This window comes from Microcoleus sp. S28C3 (assembly GCF_036700785.1).
Classification (GTDB): Bacteria; Cyanobacteriota; Cyanobacteriia; order Cyanobacteriales; family Microcoleaceae; genus Microcoleus; species Microcoleus asticus.
Genome location: NZ_JAUBPO010000077.1, coordinates 12,465 through 39,387, shown reverse-complemented (window position 1 = coordinate 39,387; position 26,923 = coordinate 12,465). Strand labels below are relative to the sequence as shown.

General features: G+C 46.6%; 25 protein-coding genes, 1 pseudogene and 1 riboswitch. Of the genes and pseudogenes, 15 read left to right on the top strand and 11 right to left on the bottom strand.

Annotation, left to right across the window (positions count from 1 at the left end; genetic code table 11):
* Positions 1-151: 151 nt before the first annotated feature.
* The 3 genes from QUA13_RS21720 (at position 152) to QUA13_RS21710 (ending at position 2,169) form a co-directional block, all read left to right on the top strand.
* The gene (locus QUA13_RS21720) at positions 152-388 is read left to right on the top strand and encodes a KGK domain-containing protein (protein ID WP_333201806.1); all 237 of its coding nucleotides are present in this window, start codon (positions 152-154) and stop codon (positions 386-388) included.
* 119 nt (positions 389-507) lie between these two features.
* A complete protein-coding gene (locus QUA13_RS21715; protein WP_333044277.1) occupies positions 508-684 on the top strand; it encodes a DUF4089 domain-containing protein in 177 nt (58 codons plus the stop codon).
* Between the two features lie 24 nt (positions 685-708).
* Positions 709-2,169 (top strand): AtzE family amidohydrolase, encoded by a 1,461-nt coding sequence (locus tag QUA13_RS21710; protein WP_333201804.1) that lies wholly within the window; start codon positions 709-711, stop codon positions 2,167-2,169.
* A gap of 11 nt (positions 2,170-2,180) precedes the next feature.
* Here the strand turns inward: QUA13_RS21710 and rpsU are convergent, their stop codons facing one another.
* The 3 genes and pseudogenes from rpsU to QUA13_RS21695 all read right to left on the bottom strand — a co-directional run.
* Positions 2,181-2,375: a 30S ribosomal protein S21 gene (gene rpsU / locus QUA13_RS21705; protein WP_006632476.1), complete on the bottom strand. Its 195-nt coding sequence runs from the start codon at positions 2,373-2,375 to the stop codon at positions 2,181-2,183.
* Between the two features lie 173 nt (positions 2,376-2,548).
* Positions 2,549-3,683, bottom strand: a protein-coding gene (gene prfB, locus QUA13_RS21700) for a peptide chain release factor 2 (protein ID WP_333201802.1) whose coding sequence is annotated in 2 segments (ribosomal slippage) — positions 2,549-3,610 and positions 3,612-3,683 — 1,134 coding nt in all. Because the reading frame shifts where the segments join, the coding sequence is not laid out codon by codon here.
* A gap of 66 nt (positions 3,684-3,749) precedes the next feature.
* A pseudogene (locus QUA13_RS21695) lies at positions 3,750-4,766 on the bottom strand (PCRF domain-containing protein); the annotation flags it as partial.
* Between the two features lie 290 nt (positions 4,767-5,056).
* On the opposite strand from QUA13_RS21695, the gene QUA13_RS21690 reads away from it, so the two are divergent.
* Positions 5,057-5,782: a Uma2 family endonuclease gene (locus QUA13_RS21690; RefSeq protein ID WP_333201801.1), complete on the top strand. Its 726-nt coding sequence runs from the start codon at positions 5,057-5,059 to the stop codon at positions 5,780-5,782.
* An 85-nt stretch (positions 5,783-5,867) separates the two neighbouring features.
* On the opposite strand, the gene QUA13_RS21685 is transcribed toward QUA13_RS21690, so the two are convergent.
* Both QUA13_RS21685 and QUA13_RS21680 read right to left on the bottom strand, forming a co-directional pair.
* On the bottom strand, positions 5,868-7,451 hold the full coding sequence (locus tag QUA13_RS21685; RefSeq protein ID WP_333201799.1) for a tetratricopeptide repeat protein: 1,584 nt from the start codon (positions 7,449-7,451) through the stop codon (positions 5,868-5,870).
* Between the two features lie 245 nt (positions 7,452-7,696).
* Positions 7,697-8,425, bottom strand: a complete 729-nt coding sequence (locus QUA13_RS21680) for a Bax inhibitor-1 family protein (RefSeq protein WP_333201797.1) — start codon at positions 8,423-8,425, stop codon at positions 7,697-7,699.
* Positions 8,426-8,956: 531 nt separating this feature from the next.
* Here QUA13_RS21680 and QUA13_RS21675 point away from each other — a divergent pair.
* The gene (locus QUA13_RS21675) at positions 8,957-9,283 is read left to right on the top strand and encodes a PEP-CTERM sorting domain-containing protein (protein ID WP_333201795.1); all 327 of its coding nucleotides are present in this window, start codon (positions 8,957-8,959) and stop codon (positions 9,281-9,283) included.
* A gap of 100 nt (positions 9,284-9,383) precedes the next feature.
* On the opposite strand, the gene bchD is transcribed toward QUA13_RS21675, so the two are convergent.
* Together bchD and QUA13_RS21665 are read right to left on the bottom strand one after the other, a co-directional pair.
* Positions 9,384-11,519, bottom strand: a complete 2,136-nt coding sequence (gene bchD, locus QUA13_RS21670; protein ID WP_333201793.1) for a magnesium chelatase ATPase subunit D — start codon at positions 11,517-11,519, stop codon at positions 9,384-9,386.
* 34 nt (positions 11,520-11,553) lie between these two features.
* Positions 11,554-12,762, bottom strand: coding sequence for a HAMP domain-containing sensor histidine kinase (locus QUA13_RS21665; protein ID WP_333201791.1), 1,209 nt, complete (start codon positions 12,760-12,762; stop codon positions 11,554-11,556).
* Positions 12,763-13,051: 289 nt separating this feature from the next.
* Between QUA13_RS21665 and QUA13_RS21660 the strand changes: the two genes are divergently transcribed.
* Positions 13,052-14,389 carry an ArsB/NhaD family transporter gene (locus QUA13_RS21660; protein WP_333201789.1) on the top strand — a complete coding sequence of 446 codons (1,338 nt, stop codon included), beginning with the start codon at positions 13,052-13,054 and terminating at the stop codon, positions 14,387-14,389.
* Between the two features lie 243 nt (positions 14,390-14,632).
* Here QUA13_RS21660 and QUA13_RS21655 read toward each other — a convergent pair whose 3' ends face one another.
* Positions 14,633-15,838, bottom strand: a complete 1,206-nt coding sequence (locus tag QUA13_RS21655) for a sensor histidine kinase (RefSeq protein WP_333201787.1) — start codon at positions 15,836-15,838, stop codon at positions 14,633-14,635.
* Between the two features lie 169 nt (positions 15,839-16,007).
* Positions 16,008-16,220: riboswitch (cyclic di-AMP (ydaO/yuaA leader) on the top strand.
* Positions 16,221-16,320: 100 nt separating this feature from the next.
* On the opposite strand from QUA13_RS21655, the gene ntrB reads away from it, so the two are divergent.
* From ntrB to QUA13_RS21635, 4 genes are all read left to right on the top strand, one after another.
* Positions 16,321-17,169, top strand: coding sequence for a nitrate ABC transporter permease (gene ntrB / locus QUA13_RS21650; protein WP_333201785.1), 849 nt, complete (start codon positions 16,321-16,323; stop codon positions 17,167-17,169).
* Between the two features lie 173 nt (positions 17,170-17,342).
* Positions 17,343-18,773 (top strand): ABC transporter substrate-binding protein, encoded by a 1,431-nt coding sequence (locus tag QUA13_RS21645; RefSeq protein ID WP_333201783.1) that lies wholly within the window; start codon positions 17,343-17,345, stop codon positions 18,771-18,773.
* 105 nt (positions 18,774-18,878) lie between these two features.
* Positions 18,879-19,718, top strand: coding sequence for a nitrate ABC transporter ATP-binding protein (locus QUA13_RS21640; RefSeq protein ID WP_333201781.1), 840 nt, complete (start codon positions 18,879-18,881; stop codon positions 19,716-19,718).
* Between the two features lie 46 nt (positions 19,719-19,764).
* On the top strand, positions 19,765-20,547 hold the full coding sequence (locus QUA13_RS21635; RefSeq protein WP_333201779.1) for a universal stress protein: 783 nt from the start codon (positions 19,765-19,767) through the stop codon (positions 20,545-20,547).
* 215 nt (positions 20,548-20,762) lie between these two features.
* Here the strand turns inward: QUA13_RS21635 and QUA13_RS21630 are convergent, their stop codons facing one another.
* Complete coding sequence (locus tag QUA13_RS21630) at positions 20,763-20,981, bottom strand: hypothetical protein (RefSeq protein WP_333188714.1); 219 nt, start codon at positions 20,979-20,981, stop codon at positions 20,763-20,765.
* A 236-nt stretch (positions 20,982-21,217) separates the two neighbouring features.
* The gene (locus QUA13_RS21625; RefSeq protein WP_333201777.1) at positions 21,218-23,179 is read right to left on the bottom strand and encodes a S9 family peptidase; all 1,962 of its coding nucleotides are present in this window, start codon (positions 23,177-23,179) and stop codon (positions 21,218-21,220) included.
* A gap of 79 nt (positions 23,180-23,258) precedes the next feature.
* Between QUA13_RS21625 and QUA13_RS21620 the strand changes: the two genes are divergently transcribed.
* From QUA13_RS21620 to QUA13_RS21600, 5 genes are all read left to right on the top strand, one after another.
* Positions 23,259-23,426: a hypothetical protein gene (locus tag QUA13_RS21620; RefSeq protein ID WP_333201775.1), complete on the top strand. Its 168-nt coding sequence runs from the start codon at positions 23,259-23,261 to the stop codon at positions 23,424-23,426.
* A complete protein-coding gene (locus QUA13_RS21615; protein WP_333201773.1) occupies positions 23,426-23,827 on the top strand; it encodes a nucleoside hydrolase in 402 nt (133 codons plus the stop codon). Before QUA13_RS21620 ends, QUA13_RS21615 begins: the two co-directional genes overlap by 1 nt.
* Positions 23,828-24,056: 229 nt before the next feature.
* Positions 24,057-24,179 (top strand): hypothetical protein, encoded by a 123-nt coding sequence (locus QUA13_RS21610; RefSeq protein WP_333201770.1) that lies wholly within the window; start codon positions 24,057-24,059, stop codon positions 24,177-24,179.
* A 159-nt stretch (positions 24,180-24,338) separates the two neighbouring features.
* Complete coding sequence (locus QUA13_RS21605; protein WP_333201768.1) at positions 24,339-25,685, top strand: DUF3370 domain-containing protein; 1,347 nt, start codon at positions 24,339-24,341, stop codon at positions 25,683-25,685.
* Between the two features lie 122 nt (positions 25,686-25,807).
* Positions 25,808-26,191, top strand: coding sequence for a VanZ family protein (locus QUA13_RS21600; protein ID WP_333201767.1), 384 nt, complete (start codon positions 25,808-25,810; stop codon positions 26,189-26,191).
* A 189-nt stretch (positions 26,192-26,380) separates the two neighbouring features.
* Here QUA13_RS21600 and QUA13_RS21595 read toward each other — a convergent pair whose 3' ends face one another.
* A complete protein-coding gene (locus tag QUA13_RS21595; RefSeq protein ID WP_333201766.1) occupies positions 26,381-26,890 on the bottom strand; it encodes a tetratricopeptide repeat protein in 510 nt (169 codons plus the stop codon).
* Between the last annotated feature and the right edge of the window lie 33 nt (positions 26,891-26,923).

Below are 26,923 nucleotides of genomic sequence, written 5' to 3'. Positions count from 1 at the left end.
TTTGATAACTTTCGGGCGAGGCTATTAGCTTGCTTTTCTAATTAGTTTTGCTTATCACCTTGACTCCAGAAGAGCCGCAGAAACTAACCAACGTGAGAAATCGATAATTCAGTGGATACAATATCTGTCGATTAACGAAGAAACAAAAATTATGGGAGGGGATATAAACTGGAAATCGCCTCCAGAAGGAATTGATTGTCAAATTCTAAAAATTGGTTCCAAGGGTTGGGAAAAAGGAAAGCTTCAAATAGAACTTAATCAAACTTTGCAGTCTTGGCAAACGCAGGTCTGTATAAAGTTTTGTCCTGATGAACCACCAGAGCAAAAATCGCCTCTAGATGATATCAGACAATCCGAGGAATACAAAAAGCTGAGCAATAATAACTGACAAGCCGACGCGGATTACAATACAATAATCGATCGCACCTATATCTGAACCTTAGCTTTTTAACCGCAGATGAGGGCAGATGTACGCGGATGAACGCTGATGTTGTTTGGGATGGATTAATGACAAATATAGAAGAATATGTCGATCGCACGGCTGAACTGATAAACTTACCCTTAGACCCGGAACATCGCCCCGGTGTTGTGGTAAACTTCGAGAGGATAGCTGCGATCGCCCGACTCGTTACTGAATTCCCTTTACCTCAAGAAGTAGAAGTCGCGCCGGTGTTTGAACCTTAGATTTTTAACCGCAGATGAGGGCAGATGAACGCAGATGAACGCAGATGTTTTTTAGAGAAGGCTGATGCGGTTGCTACGGCAGCGGCTGTTAAATGTGGTAAGGTTACGGCTACAGAGGCGGTAAGTGCTGCTTTGGAACGGATTGCTGTTAAGGATAAAGCTTTTAATTGCTTTACTGCAATCACCGCCTCAAGCGCACTCGCAGCAGCCGAAAATATAGATAATTCGATCGCAAATAACCAAAACCCAGGCCCTTTAGCAGGCGTTCCCTTCGCTGTCAAAAACCTGTTCGATATCGGCGGAATTACCACCCTAGCTGGGTCAAAAATCAACGCTGACAATCCTCCGGCTACCCAGGACGCGGCTGTGGTCGCCCGACTAAAACAAGCCGGGGCTGTACTCGTGGGTACGCTAAACATGGATGAGTACGCCTACGGTTTCGTCACCGAAAACAGCCACTACGGGCCGACTCGCAATCCCCGCGATACTGCGCGCATCGCCGGCGGTTCCAGCGGCGGTTCCGCAGCAGCAGTCGCCGCCGGTTTTGTACCCATCACTCTCGGTTCTGATACTAACGGTTCCATCCGCGTACCGGCTGCTTTGTGCGGTGTCTTTGGGTTTAAGCCTACTTACGGCCGTTTGTCCAGGGCTGGCGCTTATTTATTTTCGGGTAGTTTGGATTGTGTGGGGCCGTTTGGGCGATCGATCAGAGATATGGCGCTGCTGTACGATATCCTGCAAGGCCCTGATTCTCGTGACCCTGTTTGCACTCAACGCCCGCCAGAACTTTGTTCGTCGCAGTTAAATCAAGGCATCGAAGGATTGAGAATTGCTGTTGCTGACGGGTATTTCGCCACAGGGGCCGAACCGGAAGCAATGGATGCTGTAGAAAGAGTCGCTAAAGCCTTGACAAATGTCTTGGATTGTGGTCAAACAGAAAAAACAACAAACCCCCCAAAAATAGGGGGGCTTGCAACTGTCAGCATACCGGAATCCGATCGCGCCCGGGCTGCGGCATTTATCATTACCGCTTGCGAGGGGGGAAACTTGCATTTGGACAATTTACGATCGCGCCCTCAAGACTTCGATCCGGCGACGCGCGATCGCTTTTTAGCGGGAACCCTGATCCCTGCGACTTGGTACTTGCAAGCCCAGAGATTCAGACAGTGGTACCGCGATCGAATTCGCGAAATATTCCAACACACAGACATCATCCTCGCACCCGCAACCCCGATAGCTGCCCCTGAAATTGGCGTCGAGAAAATGGTAATAGCCGGACAAGAAATCTTAGTGCGTCCCAATCTCGGACTGTTCACCCAACCCCTATCATTTATTGGCTTGCCCGTTCTTTGCGTGCCCGTACAGCGGCCCGGCGCTTTGCCCTTGGGGGTACAAATTATTGGTGCTCCCTACAGCGAAGCGGTGATTCTCCGAGTCGCTGCGGTACTAGAATCGCAAGGCATTATATCTGCCGAATCAATTTAGTGCTAATAATTCTAGGGTTTGTTGTTGCGGTGAAAGCGTCTCTTAGTCCTTCTGGCAATAGCTTTGCGCTTCTGCTTTTCCAACGGGGTTTCAAAGTGGCGGTGCTTTCTCATGTCGGGGAAAATACCCGCTTTGGAAACTTGTCGCTTAAACCGTCGCAGGGCTGACTCAATCCCTTCATTTTCGCCTATTACAACTTGGGTCATTATTTCTCCTTAGTGTTTGTCAGATCAAGTTTTATCATATCAAGGTTTTTGACCGCGCGACCTGTTGAAGGTCGGGCGATCGGCCAAAACCCCAAAATTATACCAAATCCGCTGCCATCACCGCTCTTGATTCTTTAGTCCGCGCAGGCGGACTTTGTATGTCAAAGCGCGAATTATATTCGCGCGGTTGAATCGGTTTGGGCTATCAACTGATTTTCCTGCCGCAGGTAAGCTTGAATAAACGGGTCTAATTCGCCGTTCATCACATCTTCGATGGCCGTTGTTTCGACTCCTGTACGCAAATCCTTGACCATTTGGTATGGGTGAAAAACGTAATTGCGAATTTGGTTGCCCCAAGCCGCCTCCACCATGTCGCCGCGAATCTCGGCAATTTCCGAAGCCCGCTGTTCCTTAGCAATCACCAACAGTCTAGCCTTGAGTAATGCCAGAGCTTTTTCCTTATTTTGCAACTGACTGCGTTCTTCTGTGCAGCGGACGGCCAAGCCAGTAGGAAGGTGAACGATGCGGACTGCGGTTTCTACCTTGTTAACGTTTTGCCCGCCCTTGCCACCAGCGCGGGAAGTCGTGATTTCCAAATCCTTTTCGGGAATGTCCAACTTGACGGATCGATCGAGAACTGGCATCACTTCAACGCCAGCAAAACTGGTTTGACGCTTGTCGTTAGCATTAAAAGGCGAAATTCTGACCAAGCGGTGAGTGCCTTTTTCCGATCGCATATAACCGTAAGCGTAACGGCCGACAATTTCCAAAGAAGCCGATTTAACACCTGCTTCCTCTCCCTCGGAAATTTCCATTAAATGTACTTTGTAACCTTGACTTTCCCCCCAGCGGGTGTACATCCGCAGCAGCATTTCGGCCCAATCTTGAGCATCTGTGCCGCCGGCCCCGGCGTTAATCGTCAAAACAGCGCCGCCTTCATCGTAGGGTCCCGATAGTAATTGTTGCAGTTCCCACTGGTCGAGCTCGCGGGTTAACTGAGAAAGACTCGATGAGGCTTCTTGGAACAGGGACTCGTCGGCTTCTAACTCCAGCAGTTCTAAAATAGCTTTAGCATCTTCCAAGCTCGTTTGCCAGCCGCGGTATTGGTCTAAATGAGATTTGAAGTCATTAAGTTCTTGGAGGGTTTCTTGAGCTCGATCTTGGTCGTCCCAAAATGCTGGTTGGGCGCAGATTTGCTCTAAGTCTTGAATTTTGGCTGTAAGTGCAGGGATGTCAAAGATAGTCCTGGGTTGTACCCAGTCGATCGGACAATGTTTCGATATTGTGTTTGATATCTAGAACTTCCACTGTGAGTTCTCCTAGTTGTGGGGTGTATTTTTGAGTTTAGCTGAAATTTTGCTCTAAATGTGCAAATCAATTTTTCAGCAGCACACCAGCTTTGATAAATGAGTCAAGTTTGCCGTCGAGCACCTCGGCGACGGCTGTTGTTTGGATTCCTGTACGGAGATCCAGAACTTTGCCCGGATTCGCGCTGTCGCTGGCAAATTGATATTCCCGAATTGGTTGGTTAAGGAGTATTTTTAGGCGATCGCACCGAATGTCTGCAATTTCTGCAACTTCTTGCCTTTGCATAATAGCAAACAGTTTGCTGGTGAGAACCGCCAAAGCGTTTTCTCTATTTTTCCGTTGCACCCGATCCTGATTAGATATTGCAGAAATACCCGTAGGAAGATGAATAATCTTCACGTAAGGTCGGATAATCGAAGTCTGGTGGGGGGAAGGCCACATTATTTCTAAATCCTGCTGTGGAATCTCCTCTTCCACATACATTGGTACAACTTCCACCGTCGCTGGACTAGCGCGCTTTCTGGTAATATCAAAAGGCGATGTACGTTTCAGTAGATGCACTCCTGTTTCTGACTTTAGATAGCCGTAAGCGCAACGTCCGTCTATTGCCACAGTTGCAGACTTAACTTCTGCTCTTGCCAAAGTTGCAGAATTAATTCCTATATATGTCGTCGATACGAAATCTTCAACTAACGCAACTCTATAGCCTTGGTTCTGTCCCCAACGATAGTACATTGTCAGCAACATTTCTGCCCATTCTCGAGCATCTAAGTCATCTATTGCTGCATTAATTATCAGGTAGGCTCCATTTTTGTCGCACGGCCCGCTCAAGGATTGCTCTAATTCACACTCTTCGAGAGAGCAGTTGAGTTGAGCTAAATTAGTTTGAAGTTCTTGCTCTAATTCCTCGTCTGCTTGAAATTCGAGTAACTCCAGTGCTGCTGTAGCATCTGCCAAAATTGTTTGGCACTGGTTGAGTTTTGCCTGGTAGGATTGGAGTGCCTCTAGTTCTTGAAGTAGCCGTTCGCCTGTATTGATGCTTTTGCCAGATTCCGGCTGTGCTGCTAGCTGTTGTAACTTTTGGCTTTCGGCGGTTAATGCTGAGCTAAAGACAGTCTTGTAGGCCCGTTAGGCGATCGGACAATGTTTCGATGTTGTGTTTTATGTGTAGAATTTCCACGGTTAGTCCTCATGGTTTTGAAGTCTTTTACAAATTATAGCTGAAATTAGGATAATTCAACAAAATGTTATTGTTTCTTCGTAATTAGATATCCTGCGAACCAGTTGAATTGAAAATTTTACAGCATTAAAAATTAAAAAAAAGTTGCTATAATCTAAAATCATGTTAACGATCTCGATGGGAGTTAACTGCCATGATTTCCCCAGAACTAAAATTAAGCTTGCCGTCCACCGAAGACCTGCCCTGTTCGGACGATACTCCTGTGGATAACGAAGACCAGAATCTGCTGCCGAACCTATTGTTGTTTGTCCTGATCGGTATTTGGTCGGCTCGCATGGATTGGTACTTTGGGGTGGATATGGCGGTGTATCACACCACAGGAATCAGTCCCAAAGTGCCTGTCGTCCCCGACGGGTTTCTCAGTTTGGGGGTGGAGCGCCGAAAAGGGGGCAAATCTCGCCGCAGCTATGCTGTCTGGGAAGAAAACGAGGTTGTGCCGATCGTAGCCTTAGAAATGGTGTCTCACAAACCGGGTGGGGAGTACGACGATAAGATGTCGATTTATGCCGGGTTAGGGGTTTTGTACTACATTATTTACAACCCGGAATTTTGGCGGCGCGATCGGCATCAACCGTTTGAAGTGTACAAGCTGATTGACGGGCAGTATCGGCAGCAGATTGGCGAACCCTATTGGATGCCAGAAGTGAAACTGGGCCTAGGGCGATCCCAGCAAGTTATTGGGGGCATCGAGCAAGAAATTCTGGTTTGGTACGACGAGTCAGGAAATGTCTATCCCCTGCCGGATGCAGCGGCGGGGCAGATGCGCGAGCAGTTGAGGGTAGAACGACAGCGAGCCGATCGCCTAGCTGAGTATTTGCGATCGCAAGGGATCGATCCCGATAACCTGCCTGAATCGTGACATGAAATTCGATCGGCTTCACCGCATTCTTCCTTCTTTCTTGTGACAACTGTCAACTGTCAACTGTCAACTGACTTCTTCCTTCTTAGATATACTGTGAACCTGTTGAATTGAAAGTTTTACCGCATTCGTGAGCGCATACGTCCAACCTTTTAGAACAGGAAAAACTTTTTGTGAGGTCTTCGCGAAACCAATCTCTGGCGATCGCATCTTTCACCGATTGAGTTCTGAGAGAATTAAAACCATTTCCGTACTTTTCAATTAAAGCCAGCATTTGCGGTCTGTAAGTGTGGTTATAAACAGCGTATTTAGTATGGCTTACCCAACAGCAAGGCCAGAGTTCCGCTTCAAAACTGATGAAAATTTCTTTGGTGGCTTGAGTTTGACAGCTAATTTCTACATTGCGGTAGTAATTGTTTAGGCTACCAAATGTTTCTACAGCTTGGAGAAATTGGTCTCCCTGGGGATTTTTATATTGTTCTAACGATGGGGGTTGGAGTTCTTCGCTGGCTGGCTTTGATGGGACAGAAGGAGTTGTTTCTGGTGCTTGAGAGGTTTCGATAGCTATAGCTTGATACCAAGCATAATTTGCTTTTTCTGGTTGCCCCAACTGCGTCAACACTTTAGCTAAATTGCGATAAGCTCCGGCAAAATTGGGTTTAAGCTCGATCGCCTTTTGGTAATAAGCACTAGCTGGCTGCCACTGTTGCTGTTGAGCATAAAGACTGCCGACATTAGCATAAACTTCTGGAAAATTAGGCTGAATTTTTAGGGCTTTTGCGTAACAGTCTGCTGCTGCTTGCATCTTCCCCAAACCTTGAACAGCATTGCCTAATGTTTTCCAGGCTGCTGCAAAATTAGGTTGAATTTTTAGGGCTTGTTGGCTGGCTGCGATCGCATCTGACAGTTGCCCTTGTTTCAAGCATTCTTCAGCTTGTCGGTGGAACTGAAGCGCGGCCTGTTCTTGATGCTGAGGGGCTGCTACATTAGCTGTTGCTGGTTGGTTTTGGCGATCGCTCTTAGCATCTACCTGAGAGTTTTCTGCCTTCTGAGGCTGTTGATTGGCGGACTCTTTGTCATAAATCTCTTTCGCCACAAAACGAGAGGTAGCTTTCGGTACAAACTCGACAAATCCTAATTGTTGGGCTAAATCGCGCGCTGCTTCTACTTGGTGCTGGTTGTGTTCAAATATCAAGTAGTGCCATACAGCTTTTCCGCCAGCTTGGATAAAGGCATTAACAGACTGCATTATCCTGTCCCAGTTAGTATTTTGGCGGTAGATGCTGTTAGTATCGGCTAACCCGTCGATACTAAAAATTACGCGATCGTGTTCTCCTGTCATCGCCTGTGCCAGGGCTTGCCACCAGTCTGGATTGCGTCCGCTACCGTTGGTGTACAGGCAGATATGAGGAACTCCCATGCGGTGCAAATACTCGATCGCCGGAATTGTAGTATTGCTAGTCATAGCATCGCCGTAGTTGCCGCACATATAAACCAAATCCAACTGAGAGCAAAAATCTTTTGGGAAAATTCTTTCAATATCCTCCATCTTTAATTCCGCCCCCGGCAAAATCGGGTTGCCGGTGCGGGGACACTGGGGGCAAGCTGCATTGCACCGGGAGGTAATTTCTACGCTGACTCTCCTGATATCTTCATATTTTAAGTACATGAGTTTTCCCCAATTAATTGGTGATTAATATTGAAATCGCGATCGACACAATTAGATAACAAGAGCTTTGATTGAGTGATTAAAAAGTAATATTATACCTCATGTCTGTAGGCTTGGAACATAGTATAAGTTTTTTTTATAATAGACAGAGGACGCAATGAGGACTATCTTGATTCGCAATCTTAATCAAAAACCGCGGCCGGATATCGATCGAGCCGCGGTTTTTTTTTAAGCTAAAGTTTCAATTAATCGCGGCTGTTGATAGCAATCAGCAGGCGCAGAATGAAAATGAACAAGTTGATGTAGGTCAAGTACATCGACAGAGCAGCGGGCAAATACTGGTCGTCGCGGTAGCTGCGGGGTAATATGTAAAAATCGACGATCGCAGCGCCGGCGAACAGAAATACGCCGATGCCGGAAATGCCAATTTCCAACCAAGTTGGGGTGTAGATGCCAAATACAGAGAGCAGAACCTGACCGACAACGACGACGAACAAAGCAATGACACCTAAACTGATAGTTTTGGTGAGGGCCATGCCGTCTGTTTCGGACAAGTTGGAGCCAATTTGGCGGGCGGCGATAAAGGTAATGCCGCAGCCGAGTGCTGCAAAACCGATCCCGGAGATGCCGACGCCTTGGGTTCTGAGGGCTGTAAATACCAATCCGCTGAGGGTGTAGCCCGAAAGCAGGCTGTAGGTTGCCAGCAGGGGCAAAGCGGTATTTTTGTTGCCTTGTTCGGCGGCACCGCGGGCGACGAAGAACAGAATTAATTCTACGACGATCGCGGCGATGAAGGTGGGAAAGAAGATCCCGGGATAGTTGCGGATCACTCCGAGGCCGCCGTAGGCGCCGACAGCAGTTAAGACGAGTCCGCCGCCGACAAAGGGGAGAGCGTTGGCGATGACGTTGGGGCCTACTAGCGCTTGGTTTTTGGCCTCGCGCACGGCTTCGCGGAAATTGCTAGTGTTACTCACGAGGATTTACCTAATTTGGGCTGAGAATTGCTATCTATATTTTGACAGCTTTACAGTCTGTTGACAAAACCTGAAAGAGTTTAAAGATTTGATAAAGAACGGGGGTGAAATCACTCCAAAGCAGGGATCGATTGTTTATAATCGACTGCGTACAAGTCTGTGCCGTGTTGCCCTCTCGCACCGTTGCGCGTCGCTGCAGAGCTATAATTGAGGTTCAAGGGCCGGCGCTATCTGCAGGAGGGGCAAGCTGAGAGTGGATGGAATCGCAGATAGGCGAGATCAATCAATTTTGGATTTGGGATTTACGATTTGGGATTGAGGACTCTATGCTAGAAGCAGGGGCCGCAGTTGATTTTAGGTTTTTGATTTGGGGCTTAGTTGAAACTAGGGACAGGAAACTCCAATAATCTCAAATCTCAAATCTCAAATCGCTTGGGTTAGTTGCTAAGGTAGCTCAGACAGGGAAGGCCCAAAAAATTAACGATCGAGAGATCGAGTTCGATCGACAAAATGCTAAACAGGTAATGTCCAATGCCCACCTTTTTTCCTAGCAAATTATTGCCAACTGCCACCGGAATTTTATTGGCTGCCGTCGCTGTGGTTTCAGGCAGTCAAGCTGCCCTTGCAGCTAATGTCCAAGCCGTTTCTACCGCTGCTTCACGGCAGGGTTCAGAAAATTTGTTGCTGGCTCAAATCAGTCAACTCCGCGACGGTACAACTTCTCCAAGCCCTAGCCCGGGAACCGTAACGCCGGTGCCTCTGCCCGTAAGAATTCCTGAGCCTTCGACCGTGGTAGGGTTGGGTTTAATTGCGGGTTCGCTGGCGGTGACTCGCCGGAGAGTGAGAGTTAAAAATTAGACTTTTTGCCAAAATCCGAGTGTTTGATTGTTAACCGCAGAGGTAACACAGGCGTGAGGTCCGTGTCTATAAATGCGGGTGGAATCTCGATTTAAGAATTTTAGCCGATCGCGTCGCGCAGAGCATTTTTAGTCATAGCTGCGATCGACTGTTCGGTAGCTTTCGGCAAGTGATAGTATTTCCCTCCAGAAGTCTTGGCCAATTCCTTCGCAAAGCCAGTCGAAATAAACTTGCTCTCGGTATCAATCACCAGCAACTGCATTCCCAACCCGCGAATTTTGGCAGCAATTTCTAACAATTCCTTCTTAATATCAGGCTTTTCTCCATCTAAAATCGGTTCGCCCAAAGAACGAGCCAAAGGAATATTACCGCGTCCGTCGGTAATGGCGACAATCGCAACTTGACCGACATCTCCAGACTGCCGCGCGTTGACTCCCACGCGCACGGCTTGAGTCAAACCGTGGGCCAGGGGGGAACCGCCGCCGCAGGGCAACCGTTCCAAACGCTTGCGGGCCAAGGCTATCGAGCGAGTCGGCGGTAGCAGCACTTCTGCTTGTTCTCCGCGAAAGGGAATCAGAGCAACTTGGTCGCGGCTTTGATAAGCTTCTGTGAGTAGCTGCATGACTGCACCTTTGGCCGACTGCATCCGGTTGAGCGCCATCGAACCGGAAGCATCCACGACAAATACGACTAAAGCTCCAGCTTTTCTGGCCAAGCGCTTCGCCCGAATGTCTCCCTGTTCCACAAATACACGGCGCTCAACCCCCCCTTGCCCCAAGCTTCGGGGGGGTTGACTCGCCTCTTGCCCCCCCGAAGCTTGGGGGGGGTGAGAATTCCTGTCGCGGCGGGCTTTTTGGTAGGGTGCGGCGGCTCTGAGGGTGGCGTCAACGGCGATGCGGCGGACGGGGCCTTTGGGCAATACAGGCTTGACGTAACGGCCTCTATCTTCGGAGAAAATGGTGCTTCTACTGCCGGATTTGCCTTGGCGGTTAGCGGCTTGGGCGAAGAAAAGCACGCTGGGGTCGAGAATTACTCCTTCGGGGTCGAAGAGAAATTCTTCGGGAATGGTATCTTTTTCCGGTTCTTCTTCAGGTTCCGGGTTGTCTTCATCCTCTTGGTCTTCTTCGTCTTCTTGCTCGTTTTCTGGTTCGTCTTGTTCTTGTTCTGACTGCTTTTGGGGAGGCGGTGGAGGGGGGGGAGGAGGAGAGTTTTCGTCTGGGGGAGTTTGGATGATGGTGGCGCGGGGTACGATGACTAATTCTACGGCGCGGCGCAGGTCTTCGGCGTTAACTTCTGTGCGTCCCTCGATGGCTGCGGCGGCTTTGGCGACGCGGACTGCGAATATTTCGGCGCGGTGTCCTTGAACGCCACCCCGGATGGCTTCTTCTACTAGGTAGGCAATTTGTTCGCGTTTAATGCTGACATCTTTGAGCCATTCTCTGGCTAGGATGATTTGGGTTTTGAGGTTGTCGGTATCTTCGCTGTATTGATTGAGAAATTCTTGGGGGGAGCTGGAGTAGGATAAAGCTTGTTCTACTGCATAGACTCTTTCTTCTAGTTCGAGTGCTGCGTCGGCTGAAAGTACGATCGCGATGCGATCGAGCAAATGTTCTCGGAGCGGCCCTTCTTCGGGGTTGTAAGTGGCGATAAATAGAGGTTTGCAGGGGTGTTGGAAGCTAATTCCTTCGCGTTCTATTTGGTTGCGCCCTTCGGTTAATACTGTTAGCAATTGGTTGGAAATGTTGTCATCTAGGAGGTTAATTTCATCTACATAAAGTACGCCTCGATTTGCTTGGGCTAAAAGTCCTGGTTGAAATACGGTTTGGCCTAATTTTACTGATTGTTCGACATCGACGGAACCTAAGAGTCTGTCTTCGGTGACACCCAAAGGAATTTGAATGAATGGTGTGGGAATTATTTCTGTATTTGGGGAATTAGTATCGGTAGTGTGGGCATCTTGCCCGCTTTCTTCCAATAGAGAAGATGCCTTTTGTTCAATATTTTCATTAGGTTCGGCGTTGCAAAAAGAGTCTTTAACAATTTCAATGGGTGGCAGTAAGGAATGCAAGGCGCGGGCCATTACTGATTTTGCTGTGCCGCGGCGGCCTGCGATCGCAACTCCTCCCAATCCGGGATCGACTGCTGCTAACAGCAGGGCTAGTTTGATTGCTTCTTGCCCGACTACGGCGGTGAGGGGAAAGGCTGTGGTGGAAGGGCTAAGGTTGGCTGCGGGCATAGGATTTTCGGATGTAAAAATTTGAACTTAATGTTTAGCTTACTTGTTGAAGGATTTTAACTTCTAGGGGCAGAATCACGGTAAAAGTTGAGCCGACTCCTATTTCTGATACTAGCTCGATTTTGCCTTGCAGCAGCGTGACGAGCTGCGATACTATTGCTAATCCCAGGCCTGTGCTTTCGGTGGGAAAGAGCTGTTTGCCGGCTTCTCCTGCTTGAAAGAATGGGTCAAAGATGCGACTTGTATCTTCGGGGGCGATGCCCATGCCGGTATCTGTAATTGCGATCGCCCAATTTGCTTCTCCAGCACGGCGGCAACTTAATTCAATGCTACCAGATTTTGTATAGCGAATGGCATTGCTCAGCAGGTTGATCAGAATTTGTTGCAGCCGCTGTCCGTCGGCGATTACTTGTGTTGGGGCGCAGTCGCTGGTAACAAAGAGCTTGAGTTCTTTAGCATCAGCAATTGGCTGCATCATTTCTACTGCGGTGTTAATTAGAGATTGTACATTAGTTCGCTGCAGGTTAAGTTTAATTTTTCCGGCATTGGCGCGAGAAAGTTCTAGTGTGTCATTAATCATGCCCAGCAACTGTCTGCCGTTGCGCAATACTCGCTCGATGTGTTCGGCGCCGGGGAGGCTATCTTTGATTTCCGCTTGCCATTTTTCTTGGCGCAAAAACAGTTCGGAATAACCAATAATTGAGTTGAGAGGAGTTTTGAGTTCGTGAGCTAAATGGTAGATGTTTTCTTGATTGACACTGACGAGGCGCTTGAGTTCTTGATTGGTGAGTTTTAACTGAGTTTGGATTTGTTGAATTTCCCGCAGCCTCTGAGCGACGTAGCTGTTGAAACACTGGGCAATTGCTTCGTCTAGTACGGCATCTATCAGCCGAAAAGCTCTGAATACGTCTGCGACGCTTCCTGCTAGCAATTCGGCTTCTAAGTGGGAGAATATTACTTGACGCAATAAATGGTATTCGCGGGCTACTTCTGCGGCGTCGTAGCCTTGTTCGGCTCTGATTAATCCGTGATCTAAACTGGCTTCAATCATTAATTTTATGTCGCTGTTTTGATATTGCGAGAGCACTGTCGTCATCGCCGCCAGCAGGTAAGGTATGTGATTTTCGATCGCTGACTGCGGTAAGGTCTCAGCGGTTTCAATTTTCCGATCCAAGCGTACTGCTTCAATCCAGTTTTTGAGGATAGTATCGGTTTTTTCGGCGAGCACTTGGCTATAGTCCATGATTTCTGCGTGGGGGTTGAGTTTGGCAGATATTGCCCATGCTTCATTGTAGTTGAGCTATCGCCCGATCGGTATACCAAACTTTGGGCGATCGCGACCCTGCCAAAAGAAGTAGTTTTGAGGTGATTTTTTTCCTGTGCCGGATCTGTGTCGAGTGCTCGTTCCCAGCTTGTTGCTACCCCAACCAGCACTTAAACTTATTGACAGAAGAGCCATAAAGTAGTAAACTTACTCAGGCCTCAAGCCGATAATTTTTAATTTTTAATTTTTAATTTTTTCAGGGGACTAAATGGAAAACGTGCAAGCTGCGATCGCTGCTGCAACATTTATCGGTGTAGTTTTTTTAATAATTACAGAATGGATACACCTAACAGTTGCGGCATTTCTGGGAGCGGTGATTCTGGTTTTTACCCACGTAATGACGTTAAACGACGCGATCGAATATATCAGTCGGAGTCACGCAACGCTGGGCTTATTCTTCGGAGTCATGGTAATGGTGAGAGCCTTTGAGCCTACCAAAGTATTCGACTACTTGGCAACTCAAATGGTGCTGTTGGCGAAAGGCAAAGGCAAAAATCTCTTGCTGGGTATTGTCGGGATTACTACCCCAATTTGTGCAGTTTTGCCCAATGCCACGACAGTCATGCTGCTAGCACCATTAATTCCGCCAATGGCACAAGAAGTCGGTGTAGATTTCGTGCCGCTGCTAATTTTAATGGTATTTGTGGCTAACAGTTCGGGACTGCTGACAATCGTGGGCGATCCGGCGACATTCATTGTCGGCGATGCTATTAACATGAGCTTTGCAGATTACCTGGTAAAGTTAAGTTTGGGCGGGGCGATCGCCTTAGCAGTTATATTAGTTATTCTGCCTTGGATGTTCCGAGAAATTTGGAACAAAAAATTAGACGATTTGGAAAATTTGCCGCACCCAAAAATTAATCACCCGCGAGTCTTAGCAGTGGGCGGTTTAATTATAGCTTTCGTGCTGACATTTTTTGTAATAGGAGAGTCGATGCCGGTGCCTGTTTCACCGGCAGCGGTTGCTTTGTTGGGGGCTGCTTTGGCAATGCTGTTAGCTCACCATTCCCAAATTGATTCGGTTAACAATATTTTGCGGGATTTAGATTGGAGCACGCTGCTGTTTTTTATGTCTATCTTTGTGCTGATTGGCGGTTTGGAAAAAACCGGAGTCATCGCCAATATGTCTGGAATATTAGCAGTAATTTTAGGTAAAAATATTTTTGTTGGTTCCCTAGCTTTGTTATTTTTTGTGGGTTTGATGTCGAGCGTTGTGCCCAATATTCCGCTGGTAGTGGCGATGGTGCCGCTGCTAAAACAGTATGTTGTCAATGTCGGGTTCGCACCTGCCGAGGTGTTGGCACCGGATTTTGCAGGGCAGTTTCCACCTGCTGTGCTGCCCTTGTTTTACGCGATGATGTACGGGGCAACTTTAGGCGGAAATGGCACTTTGGTAGGAGCTTCTTCTAATATAGTGGCGGCAGGAATTTCTGAACAGTACGGGCGGCGAATTTCTTTTCAAGCTTTTCTGCGTTACGGGCTTCCTGTGATGGCGTTGCAATTGGTTGCTGCGGCTGTTTATGTAACTATTCGGTTTCTAATTTGAAGAAGTCAATCGATTTTAGATTTTAGATTTTAGATTTTAGATTGAAGCATTGACCCCACGGATAAATTCGGGGGGCAAGTTTCATCGGATACAGGTTTTTTATTTCTAGACGGATGAATCCGGGGGCTTGTATCCTGGATGCTTTCGGTCATTAGTCATTAGTTATTAGTCATTAGTTTTGTTGCTAGAGAACTAAAGAATATGTAAGGTGCTTAGGTTGCAGTCTAAATATAGAGGTTGAAGTTATTCCTGAATCTCAACTCCATCCAATTCTAAGGGAAAAATTACAGTGAAGGAAGAGCCAACTCCTACTTCAGAAACTAATTCGATTTTACCTTGCAAGAGGTTGACTAATCGAGCGACAATTGCTAAGCCTAAGCCGGTACTGTCAGGCATCAAAGAACCCAGGGAGTTGTCGGCCCGAAAATAGGGCGTAAAAATCCGATCGCAGTCTTCTGAAGCAATGCCAATTCCTGTATCGGTGATGGAGATACTCCAATGTTTGTCTGACAATAATTCGGTTTTTATGGTAATAGTACCAGCTTGGGTGTAGCGAATGGCGTTGCTCACCAAGTTGGTGACAATTTGCTGCAAGCGCAAGTAATCTGTCATAACTTGATCCAGAACCGGATCGCACTCAACGGCGATCTCTAAATTTTTTGCTTTAGCCAAAGGCTCGATTATTTCGACAACAGTGACGATCGCCGATCGCACATTTGTGGCAGTTAGCTGCAATTTTATGCGTCCCGCGTCGTACCGCGAGATTTCGAGAGTATCGTTAATTAATCTAAGTAACCGTCTGCCGTTGTTGAGGACTTTATCAATATGTGCCAAATTGGGAACAGAATCTTTAACTCTAGGATTGTTTCTTTGGCGCAAAAACAATTCTGAGTAGCCAATAATAGAGGTGAGGGGGGTTTTCAATTCGTGAGCTAAGTGAGATACATTCTCTTGACTGGCGCGAAGCAAGCGAGTCAGCTCTTGATTTGTAAGCTGCAATTGGTTTTGCAAATCCTGTAGTTCTTGGAATCTTGCCTGGGTATAGGTTTTGAAACATATAGCAATTGCTTCGTCGAGCACATTGTCAATTAAGCGATAAGCTCGGTTCACTTCAGCGGCTGAGCCTTTTAGCAATGCTGGCTCTATAGCCTCGAAAATTACCCTCCGCAGCAAGCGGTATTCCCGCGCAATTTCTTCGGCATCGTAGCCTTGTTTTGCCCTGACAGTCCCGTGTTCTAAACTTTGTTCTACGACTGTCGGAATGTCGCTGTCTTCTGATTGGGACAGGATAGTTACGATCGCTTGCAGTACGATGGGAAGGCTGTCGCGCACGGAATCGTAGGTGAGTTGCTTGGCGGTTTCGATTTCCTCGTCGCCCCGAACAGCTTCGATCCAGTTTTCGGTAATTATATCAACTTTATCTTGTAGCGCTTGGCTAAAATCTATCATTGCTTTTATATAAATCAAGTAAGCGATCGCATTTTATATCTCTAGGTTAGTTTAATAATTAACTTTTTGAATTTTCACTCAACTTTTTAGCTTCGCCGCAAATAGCTACTCCTAAAGACGTATTGACATAATTATACGCTCGTGCTAGCTTAAGTTAAATAAATTGGCTTAAAAAGTCAAGCCTAATCCAGCACTGCGCGATCGAACCAAGCGTGTGGCTGGAGCGGAGGAACCAATTTTCGGGGCGAATCTCTACAGAATTATCAAGCAAAGTTAAAAATTGCCAAATTTGAGTGTAATTTTTGATTTTGAAATCTCTAGAGAAGGACATCTCTCAGTCCTAGCCCGTCAGCTAACTTCGCAGGCATTGAGAAGAGACTGAAAAGCCAAATGTTCTGAAAAAGATTGTTTGGCTTCGTCAGTGTCTCAGGTTGGTATTGTTCAAGATTCTTGTACCTGCCCTGACTCTGAAGGAGATTAAAATGTTCGTACAGCTGAATTTATCTGCGATCGCACTTGCAGGAGTTGCAACGTGGAAGCGTGTAAAACCCGTTGTCATCCGAGATGCTGTTTTGTTACCTGCTGCGGGTTTTTTGGGAATTCTTGGTGTGTGGTGGATTATTGCCAGCTTCAACAGCGATTTGATTCCCACTCCGTATCAGGCGTTAATAGCTAATTTAGATTACATATTCCATCCATTTTATCAGCGCGGGCCTGGAGATTTAGGCATTGGCTGGCTGCTGCTAGCGAGTTTGCGCCGGGTGTTGGTGGGATTTTTCCTGGGTGCAGCAGTTGCGATTCCCGTGGGATTTCTGATCGGGATGTCGAAACCGGCAATGATGGCGCTCAACCCGCTGGTTCAAATCTTCAAACCGGTATCGCCGCTCGCTTGGCTGCCGATAGCTTTATCGATTTTTAATTTAGCAGAGCCGTCGGCAATTTTTGTCATATTTATCACGTCTTTGTGGCCGACAATTATCAACACAGCTTTGGGAGTTTCTAGCGTTTCCAAGGATTATCTGGATGTGGCGCAAGTTTTGGAAATGCCTCGCTGGAGGCGGATTACCAAAATAATTTGGCCGGCGAGTTTGCCATACATTTTTACAGGTTTGCGGATTAGTTTGGGGATTGCTTGGCTGGTGATTGTGGCGGTGGAAATGCTGACAGGCGGTGTGGGAATTGGCTTTTTTGTCTGGGATGAATGGAGCCGCTTGAACCTGAGTTCGGTATTTTTAGCGGTGTTTGTAATTGGTTTAACAGGACTTTTGCTCGACGCTGCTGTTGACAAAGTTCAGGAATTGGTAACGCATCGATCGGTCATTAATCATTAGTCATCAGTCAGTAGTCATCAGTCATTAGTCAGCAGCGAACAGTTAACTATCAACAGTCAACTGTAAGGTGCGTCGCTGATCGATGGTCGATTTTTGTTTGTGATGGTTGGTGGCGACGCACCCTACAACTACAACTTCAAATCTAAAATCTAAAATCTAAAATCTAAAATTGTATGAGTGACAAGTTTTCCAATGAATGGAAGCGCCGAGAGTTTTTGCAAGGAATGGGCTCGGCGGCGGCGGGAATGGCTTTATCTGGTTGTGGAATTAGCGCGGATCGATCGGCAAAAGGACTCACAGAAGAAGCCTCAGCCGTAAAGCCGGTCGTCGATTCCCGAACCTTAGAAAAACCAAATTTAACCGTAGGATACGTGCCGGTTAACGATTGTGCACCATTTGCGATCGCCTGGAAAAAAGGTTTTTTCCGCAAATACGGTTTAAACGTCCAACTCAACCGCGAAGCAAGCTGGGCAACCTCCCGCGACGGCCTAATCTTCGGCCGCCTCGACGCCTCCCCAGTCGTATCCGGCGCCGTCACAAACGCCCGAATTGGCGCCGAAGGAGCGCGCCACGCACCCCTGTGCGCAGCAATGACAATTCACCGCCACGGCAACGCCATGACGATGAACAAAGCTATGTGGGATTTCGGTTTGCGCCCGTGGCACGAATACAACGGCAATTTGGAAGAATTTGGCAAACAATTTCGAGCCTTTTTTGACAGTCAGCCACCGGAAAACAGGGTTTGGGCAGTGGTTCTGAGTTCTGCGATTTACGAATACTTTGTCCGCTACATATCGGCGGCTGCCGGTGTCGATCCGTTCAAAGAATTTCGGGTAATTATTGTGCCGCCGCCGCAGATGGTAACCAACATCAGGATTGGCGCGATGCAGGCTTACATGGTGGCCGAACCTTGGAATACGCGGGCAATTCAAGGCAATTTGGGAGTGGGTTTTACCTTCGTGCAAGGCAAGGAAATTTGGCTGGGACATCCCGATCGCCTTTTGGGAGTAATGGAATCATTCATTGACGAAAATCCGAAGACTTATTACTCGCTGGTTAAGGCAATGGTGGAAGCTTGTCAGTATTGCAGCAACCCCCAAAATCGCAATGAAATATCGGCGCTGCTGACTGAGCGATCGTTTACGGGGGCGAAACCGAAAAAAGGGGCGATCGACAAATTTACTCGACCGGCAATAGTTGGCGACTACAACTATGGAGGGTTTGACGGAAAAGACCGCACCCTACAATCGGAAGATGCAACTATTTTCTATGACATCCCTAAGAATTTGCCTCAAATACCGGGAAATCATTCAACATTTATGTGGCAGTCTCAGAGTCTGTGGTTGATGACTCAAGCCGCTCGCTGGGGACAGATTAAAGAAGTGCCAAAGAATGCTGAGGAATCAGCTAAAAAAGCTTGGAGAACCGACCTTTACCGCAAGATTGCTGGCGAAATGGCGATCGATTGTCCCCAGGAGGATTACCAAGTGGAACCTGCAGAACTTTTCATTGATAAAAAGGCATTCGATCCTAGCGATCCGGTGGGTTATTTGAATAGTTTTGAAATTCGAGCCAACCGCCCTCAGTCTTTTTTTCAGTCTTAATTTCTACATTCCTGAACGCAGAACCTCTGCCAGGGGGCGCACCTTACCGCTTGCGCAACCGTTCGGAAATCAAATTAACACTTTACTACTTTTTAGGAGAATACCGTGACTCAATACTTTTCTACTTCTATCGAAGCCAGCAGCCAAGTTAAGAAGCAGCCTGAGTTTCTGGAAATTAACAACTTGTTCAAGTCGTATAAAAATGCTGACGGTAGCGAATTTAGCGTTTTGGAAAATATCAATTTAAGTATTGGAGAAAACGAATATATTTCGGTAATCGGTCACTCTGGTTGCGGCAAATCAACGCTGCTAAAAATAGTGGCAGGTTTGGAAAAACAGAGCGACGGAATAGTGACACTGGAAGGAAAAGAAATCCGCAAACCCGGAGCCGATCGCATGATGGTATTTCAGCACTACGGATTGCTGCCTTGGCTGACGGTGCGGGAAAATATTCGGCTGGCAGTTGATGAAGTTTTGCAAAGTCTCAGCCGTCCCGAGAAGATTAGTCTTGTCAACGAACATCTAGCAATGGTAAACTTAACGGCAGCAGCCGATAAATATCCAGACGAAATTTCAGGAGGCATGAAACAGCGAGTTGGGATTGCGCGAGCTTTGGCGATTCGACCGAAAATGTTATTAATGGACGAACCGTTTGGAGCGCTGGATGCTCTGACTCGCGGCAAGTTGCAGAAACAGGTGCTGGATATCTGGGAAAATCACAGACAAGCTGCAATGATGATTACTCACGATGTGGATGAAGCTATCTATATGTCCGATCGCATTGTGCTGATGACAAACGGCCCGGCTGCGACGATAGGTGAAATTTTGTCAGTGCCGTTTGCGCGCCCGCGCGATCGCCAAGAGTTGCGGGAATCCCAGGAGTATTACGAACTCCGCAACTATGCTTTGAATTTTCTCGATCGCTACTTTACCCAAGACGAATAACACCCGACGGACAGATAAAACAATTCACTTAAGAGAGGTCAAGCCTGTGAATCTCAAAACAATTTTAGCGCGTTTTGAAAGTGCATTGGGATACCAAAATTTAGCAGAAGAAATGGTGTTGCTGCCGGAGCCAGTGCAAAGTTATAAGAAATCAAAATCTCCAAAACAGGCAAAAACTATCAATTTTATTGTTGGTTACAACAGTTCTCCCAAAAGTCAAACAGCTCTGGATCTTACTCTTTGGATTGCGCATCAAACTCGTTTAGTAACAACGAAAGAAGTTACGGTTCAAGTTGTCTACGTGATCGACGAAGCGCAAAAAAGTTACCGCGAAGATACTTGCAAATTGGCTGTAGCAAATGCCTTGGCTGCACAGCAGAAAGTGTGTGATTTAGAGGAAACATTAGCCCTTAATTGTGCAGCGCCTGCGCTCGCTTTACCAACCGCAATCCCATCGGTATCCCAGCAAAAAACTTGGCTCGATCCGCATTATTCCCAAGCAATTTTTGGTCAAAATAATGAGTACGAGGTAGCAGATAGGTTGCTGTGGCAAGCGCGCTGTTTGGCTGAGGAATGGCGCGGTTTATTCAAAGCTCATTTGCGTATCGGGCGGGTTGCTACAGAACTGAGAAATGTGGTTGAATTAGAATCCGCAAATTTACTGTTCTTGGGCTGCGATTCGGGCAACCACTCGCTGGTTAGGGAACTAGGCAATAATTTTCCGTGCAGCGTACTCGGAATTCCTTCGGCACTCAGCTATCAGATGGATGTTCAGCCTGAAGAAAGTTTGAGCAAGTTGCAGTTTGCTAAAGCTATGTCTGCACATTAAACTTGTTGAGCGCTTACCCAAAACTTTTATAGCGGTAAGGTGCGCACTGCGCACCCTACCGCTATAATTCGCGTACCAAACCTTTTTTTGCCTTAGCCCTAAGTCGATGAAAAATTAAAAATAGTTTGCTGGATCGAAGTCCCAATTACGAGACAATTAGGAGTTTCTTGATTGTTAAAATTTTTAATATTACCGTCAACAAAAATTCTCGGCACTTACCTGATCGTAGACAATTCGTTAACTAATTTTATCCTTCCCCGGCACACAGAGCGCAGGAGCCGATCGATCGAGCGTTTGTCTTCCTCAGTCAAATTTTCGTCAAAAATAGCCGCCATCAAACCGTACCTATCGGCTAGAGTAATGTAGCCATTATGATTCACTTCGGCAAACAGCTCGGCCAAAGCACATGGAATCAGGTGGACAGGAGTTTGCATAGTAATTGACTTTCTCACTCAGCGATCGTGCTCGGGCATTTTTGCGGTAACAAAAGGCGATCGCACTCTAAAATTTTGTCAGTGTATTGTCTTCAAACCTGTGACAATAAACAGCAAAAAAGTGTGAGAATAAACAACCAAATTAGTGAACGGCATCACATTCAATATTGGCAAATTATGCTATAGATTGCAGTTGCGTCTCAGCACAAACAGAGCAACTGCAACCTTAATTTTTTCTAAAGATTGTAAATCTGCACTTCCTCCACAGGTTCAGCTAGCTCAAACTTAAACACCCGGGAATAGAAATAGAATTCGCCGTCAAGAGTTCTTTTGATATTTTCAGCGCGGCGAAAACCGTGGTGTTCCCCTTCGTAAGCAACATAAGCAACCGGCAAACCTTTAGCTTTCAATATCTCTACCATCATTTCCGCTTGATTGGGCGGAACCACTTTATCTTCTAATCCTTGAAAGAAGATAACGGGACAAGATAAACGTTCGGCGGAATGAATGGGCGAACGAGCTACATACAAATCTTTTCTTTCAGGATAAGGCCCGATTAATCCATCCAGATAGCGCGCTTCAAATTTGTGAGTATCCCCTGCCAAAGCTTCCAAATCGCTCACTCCATAATAGCTCGCACCGGCCTTAAACACATCGCGGAAAGTAAGAGCGCACAGAGTGGTGTACCCCCCTGCACTGCCTCCGGCGATCGCCATTCTTGCGCCATCAACTAAACCCTTTTGAGCTAAATATTTAGCACCGTTAGCGCAGTCGTCAACATCGACAATTCCCCAACTATCTTGCAGTCTTTTTCTGTATTCTCGGCCGTAACCAGTGCTACCGCCGTAATTAACATCGAGCACGGCAAAACCGCGACTCGTCCAATATTGAATTTTCAAATTCATGCTGCTAGAAGTAGCAGCAGTTGGGCCGCCGTGACTTTTGACAACAAGCGGCGGCTTTTCACCCGCAGGTGCTGCGAAATCTTGATTTTTCGGGGGATAGAAGAAACCGAAAGCAGTCAAATTGTTTTCCGTGGGAAACTCGATAGGTTCCGGTGCAGAAAGATAACCCGAATTGATGCTTAAATTGCTCGATTTGCGCAATATTTCTAGTTGGCTTGTTGCTAAATTCAGTTGTACAATAGCAGTAGATTCAGTCGGCGAACCTGCCAGAAAAACAACGATTTGTCCCTGCGCTTTGACCGACGAAATATCCGTGTAAGGCGTCTCAATATTTGTCAAATGCTTTGTCGTTAAATCGAGACTCGCTAAATACCACTTGCCTTGCTGAGTGTAGGTGCAAATAATTTTGCTTTCCGAGACAACGGCATAAGTAGACATTCCAAAAACCCACTGGGGAAGTCCGAACTCAGCCGCCATTTCGCACAAGCTGGTTTCTATCTCTGCTTCCCCCCTTACCAAGGGGGGATTGAGGGGGTTTTGAGATTGCCAGCGGTAGAAATTCCACCAGTTCGACTTGTCAGAAACAAAATACAAAACTCCATCGGGCGACCATTCCGGTTGAAAAATCGACTCCTCAACCCCGCCAGCAACTAAGAATTTTTCACCTAAAGAACCGTCAGCATTAATTTCTGCCACCCACAATTCTGTGCCATCCCACGGCATATTTGGATGGTTCCAACAAATCCAGGAAAGTTTAGAACCATCAGGGTTCAAACGAGGGGAAGCGTAAAAATCATTGCCCTGAGTTAAGATCTGAATATCTGCGCCGTTATCTAAATTAATGCTAACAATAGTATTGACAGGTTCCCCCTCACCTGCATGGTCTTCGCGCACGCAAATCAGGCGATTTCGTTGCTTGTCAACTATCGCATCTGCATAGCGAGAATTAGCAGCAGGTGTCAGAGGTTCGGGTTGAGAATCTAATGCTTGAGAATAAATACGTTGGTCGGCAAAATGAGAAAAATAGACAACACCGCCAGCAACTGCAAAGGAAGCGCCGCCGTACTCGTTAACGCGAGTGCGAACATTAAAAGGATGCGGTGTCACGTCGTTGATTGTACCGTCAGGAGTGCGCCGCACGAGGACGCTTCTTCCCGCTTCCGAAGGCCTTCCCTCAACCCAATAAATATCATCGCCGTCAATAGCAATTTGTCCGAGTCCGACAGTTCCAGAAACAATTAAATCGGAAGAAATAGGTGATTTCCAAGAGCCGTAAGGTGATACTGTATTCATATAGTTGAGGCAGTTGTGTTTCTCGAACAAATAAATTTATATTTGTACTTTACACTAATTCAGTCACCGGGGAAGCAAAATGTCCAAAAAACTCGTACTCATGGATCGCGACGGTGCAGTTGACGACTATCTCTCAGTCGTGTTGCTGATGACAATGGAGGAAGTCGAAACTCTGGGAGTAATTGTAACTCCTGCGGACTGCTACATTCAACCGGCGGTGAGTGCAACGCGCAAATCCTCGATTTGATGGGGCGTTCAGAGGTTCCGGTGGCGGCGAGTACGGTGCGGGGACTGAATCCATTTCCGGTGTTATTTCGGCGAGATTCCTTTGCAGTCGATCGACTTCCCATTCTAAATGAAAAAGAAACCATTGACACGCCGTTAATATCAGAACCCGGACAAAACTTTATGGTACGAGTTTTGCAAGATGCAGCCGAACCAGTCACATTAATGGTAACGGGGTCGTTAACAACAGTAGCGCAAGCTTTAGATATCGCGCCAGAAATTGAAAGCAAAATTCAAGAAATTGTCTGGATGGGAGGCACCCTCAATGTTATCGGCAATGTTAGCAAAGATATGGAACCCGGACAAGATATGTCGGCGGAATGGAATGCTTACTGGGACCCGATAGCAATCGATAGAATTTGACAAACCAAAATTCCCGTTGTCATGTGTCCTTTAAACATCACGAATAATGTACCGCTGACTGCCGAAATTTTCAATTTCTTAGCAAGACAGCGCAAATATCTAATTTCCGACTTAGCAGGACAGTGTTATGCCATCGCAATAACTCAAGATTACTATTTTTGGAAAATTTTGGCAACCGCTTATTTAGCGTCCCGAATTTTACCAACTGCGGGAAGGGGAAACAGAAATTGTGACTGAAAGCATCAGTCAAGGACGCACAAAAGTTAAAACTGGAGGGCGAAAAACTCAAGCAATGGATAAAGTAGACACAGCCAAATTTTACAATTACATATTACAACAGTGGGCGCGGTAAAAATCCCAATATCTGCTAGGACTGGTCCGCAAAATCTTCGTACCAAACCCGGCGTGACGCGAAGATTTACCTTTTCTTCTCTTCCCTCTCTTTCTCTGCCCCCTTTGCGCCGTCTGCGGTTAAAAAAAATCTCATCTACCAAATTCAAAACCTCAAAAAATGCTGCCAATTCTATCAATTATTCCCTTAGCCCCAACCCCTCCCGCACCTCAAGAAATCGTCCAAATCCAAGAAGTGCGACCTCTCCCCGGACAGTTAGACAACATACCAGTATTTAACAGCAACAGTCCAGAAGTAGTGCTGCAAGAAGGAATTTTGCTTTCGACATTTCCCCCGGATGGTAAAAGATTCCCGGCGGCACATTTAAACTTTCCGTTTCAAGGACGTTTTGACATCTTTGCCCACCACATTGCCAAAGCAACTAATCCCCAAGATTTGCGAACATTGTATCAAGGAGTAATTGTTTACAATCCGGGCAATAAACCAGTAAAATTAGATATATTGCAAGCTGCGAGTTATCTCAGTCAACCCGATGCACCTTTTATTGAATTGCCGCCGCAAGTCGATAATTCAAACAGTAATATTTACGCGGGGCCCGGAAGCCGCGCTGTGAATGATATTCTGAGAGGAAGGAGACAGTCTGACTTTGAGCCTGGGTTAATTATTCCACCGGGAAAAAGCCAATTGTTGATGAATCATCCGATACCGGTGCGGGGATTGGTACCGCCGCTAAACGGTCGATCGACCTTGATGCGGTTGCGCAGCGATGGTATAGTCTATGTTGCCAGTCTGGCGATGTTTGCCCGAGTTGACGGACAGGGAAACGAGCGATCGCCCAACTTAGCAGAATGGCAAAACTTATTAGACAATGGTAATATAGCCGGGCCGCGCGATCGAGCTCCCACACCCCCAGAAATCACCGAAGGTCAAGTAATTTACGGCCGAGTTGCCGGTGTAGCATTAGGTTCAGAATGGCGAGCACTTCTCTCAGACAACCCCGCCACATCAAACCTAGCAATTCCCCAACCCGGAACAGCATTTTCCTACCCATTAAGCAGCCTCCCGCGCGGAATGCTGGGCACAAATCAAGTGCAAAGTGCGAGGATGCTAGTCCGCTACCCAGATACAGCATACCGCGCCCACGGCAATTACGGAATTCAATACAGTCTCAGCTTGCCGCTATACAATTCTACCAGCACCAATCAAACTGTAACTGTCGCGATTCAAACTCCAATTAAGACAGACAAATTAACTTCAGGAGGACTTAGTTTTTTAGAACCTCCGGCACCTCAAACTTTTTTTAGGGGGACGGTCAGAGTGCGGTATACTGATGACAGTAAAGTGCCTCAAACTCGCTACGTGCATTTAGTGCAGCGGCGGGGACAGCAGGGGGAACCTTTGGTAAAGTTAGAGATGAAATCGGGAGAAAAGCGACTTGTAGAAGTGGATTTTATTTATCCGCCCGATGCGTCGCCACCGCAAGTTTTGACAGTGAAAACAAATTAAATTTAACCCGCAGCTAGGGGTAGGCAGACGCCTACAAATACAATACGTAATTAACCAGATTTGATATTAGTTTCGCGTGGCGCGGACTTGGTTTGTCTCTAGTCGGTATCGCCAAAAACAAGATGAAGTTATCAAAAAAACTCTGGATTTTTGCTGGTTTTTTGTACTTTTTAATTCTTCTCAGTATCATGCTTTTAGCAGATACGGGGAAATTAGTCAACTTTCCTCTCGCTCATCCGCCTTATGACAAACTCGGCCACTTTGTTTTGTACGGAATAGCATCTTTTTTGTGCCATAGAGCGGCTGGCAAAAAAAACATTAATTTGTTTAATTATTCAATTCCTTTCGGACCCGCAATTTTTACTGTGTTCACTGCTGCGGAAGAAATGCTGCAAGCGATTTTACCAAATCGTACTGCTAGTATTGAAGATTTTTTATATAGTTTTTGCGGCATTGCAGTTTTTTATTGGATTGGAGAAGTTTGGGATAGAAAAAAAGGGAATTGAGAGCAACTGCACAACCCGATTTTCATGGGAAGCCGTGATACCATTTTAGATTTTAGATTAAAGAATTGAAGAATTGGGTATGACAGGTTCCATAAAGGTTGCGAGCTTCCCTAGAGTTGCATTATTTTGTGAAAAGGCTATAAATTAGGGTGCGGTGCGCACCCTACGATACAAAAATCTAAAATGGTGTTACTTGCTGATGTCCTTGATAACTAGGTCGAGTGTATTTGCTTCTTGAGTTTTGCCTTGGTTTCTAAATAAATCCCTGGCTTTTTTTACCGACTCTACTGCCTCTGCCCTTTTATTTTGTGCGTACAAGACTTGCCCGAGCATATAATAAAATTCTGGGACGTTAGGTTTGAGGCGAATTGCAGTTTCAAAATTGGGAAGCGCTTCTGCTAGTTTGTTTTGATTGGCTAGAATGCTGCCCAAGTTAGCGTAAGCTTCGGCAAAATTGGGGTCTATTTGAATTACTCTGCGAAATGCTGCTTCTGCACTTGCTCTGTTTTGTTGGGCGGCAAAATTTAAGCCTTGTTGGAAATATTCGTTTGCTCCCGTATTTTGAACTAAACTATTGTTGACTGGTGACTCTGACCGCACGGGTAAAGAGATATTGGCAGCACAAACTGGAGCAACGGTCAACAGGCTGGCTGCTGCTGCCGCCGTTAAAAATTGATTTTTTTTGAACTGGTTTAACATTGGCAATTAACCTAGATTTCCCATCTGGACAAT

Excerpts from the sequence above, each read along its gene's own strand:
- QUA13_RS21715 (WP_333044277.1), top strand. The coding sequence starts at position 508 with ATGACAAATATAGAAGAATATGTCGATCGCACGGCTGAACTGATAAAC.
- QUA13_RS21600 (WP_333201767.1), top strand. The coding sequence starts at position 25,808 with ATGAAGTTATCAAAAAAACTCTGGATTTTTGCTGGTTTTTTGTACTTT.
- ntrB (WP_333201785.1), top strand. The coding sequence starts at position 16,321 with ATGTTCGTACAGCTGAATTTATCTGCGATCGCACTTGCAGGAGTTGCA.
- QUA13_RS21645 (WP_333201783.1), top strand. The coding sequence starts at position 17,343 with ATGAGTGACAAGTTTTCCAATGAATGGAAGCGCCGAGAGTTTTTGCAA.
- rpsU (WP_006632476.1), bottom strand. The coding sequence starts at position 2,375 with ATGACCCAAGTTGTAATAGGCGAAAATGAAGGGATTGAGTCAGCCCTG.
- QUA13_RS21620 (WP_333201775.1), top strand. The coding sequence starts at position 23,259 with ATGTCCAAAAAACTCGTACTCATGGATCGCGACGGTGCAGTTGACGAC.
- QUA13_RS21690 (WP_333201801.1), top strand. The coding sequence starts at position 5,057 with ATGATTTCCCCAGAACTAAAATTAAGCTTGCCGTCCACCGAAGACCTG.
- QUA13_RS21665 (WP_333201791.1), bottom strand. The coding sequence starts at position 12,762 with ATGGACTATAGCCAAGTGCTCGCCGAAAAAACCGATACTATCCTCAAA.
- QUA13_RS21675 (WP_333201795.1), top strand. The coding sequence starts at position 8,957 with ATGCCCACCTTTTTTCCTAGCAAATTATTGCCAACTGCCACCGGAATT.
- QUA13_RS21685 (WP_333201799.1), bottom strand. The coding sequence starts at position 7,451 with ATGTACTTAAAATATGAAGATATCAGGAGAGTCAGCGTAGAAATTACC.
- QUA13_RS21595 (WP_333201766.1), bottom strand. The coding sequence starts at position 26,890 with ATGTTAAACCAGTTCAAAAAAAATCAATTTTTAACGGCGGCAGCAGCA.
- QUA13_RS21710 (WP_333201804.1), top strand. The coding sequence starts at position 709 with ATGAACGCAGATGAACGCAGATGTTTTTTAGAGAAGGCTGATGCGGTT.
- bchD (WP_333201793.1), bottom strand. The coding sequence starts at position 11,519 with ATGCCCGCAGCCAACCTTAGCCCTTCCACCACAGCCTTTCCCCTCACC.
- QUA13_RS21605 (WP_333201768.1), top strand. The coding sequence starts at position 24,339 with ATGCTGCCAATTCTATCAATTATTCCCTTAGCCCCAACCCCTCCCGCA.
- QUA13_RS21615 (WP_333201773.1), top strand. The coding sequence starts at position 23,426 with ATGGGGCGTTCAGAGGTTCCGGTGGCGGCGAGTACGGTGCGGGGACTG.
- QUA13_RS21630 (WP_333188714.1), bottom strand. The coding sequence starts at position 20,981 with ATGCAAACTCCTGTCCACCTGATTCCATGTGCTTTGGCCGAGCTGTTT.
- QUA13_RS21625 (WP_333201777.1), bottom strand. The coding sequence starts at position 23,179 with ATGAATACAGTATCACCTTACGGCTCTTGGAAATCACCTATTTCTTCC.
- QUA13_RS21655 (WP_333201787.1), bottom strand. The coding sequence starts at position 15,838 with ATGATAGATTTTAGCCAAGCGCTACAAGATAAAGTTGATATAATTACC.
- QUA13_RS21720 (WP_333201806.1), top strand. The coding sequence starts at position 152 with ATGGGAGGGGATATAAACTGGAAATCGCCTCCAGAAGGAATTGATTGT.
- QUA13_RS21660 (WP_333201789.1), top strand. The coding sequence starts at position 13,052 with ATGGAAAACGTGCAAGCTGCGATCGCTGCTGCAACATTTATCGGTGTA.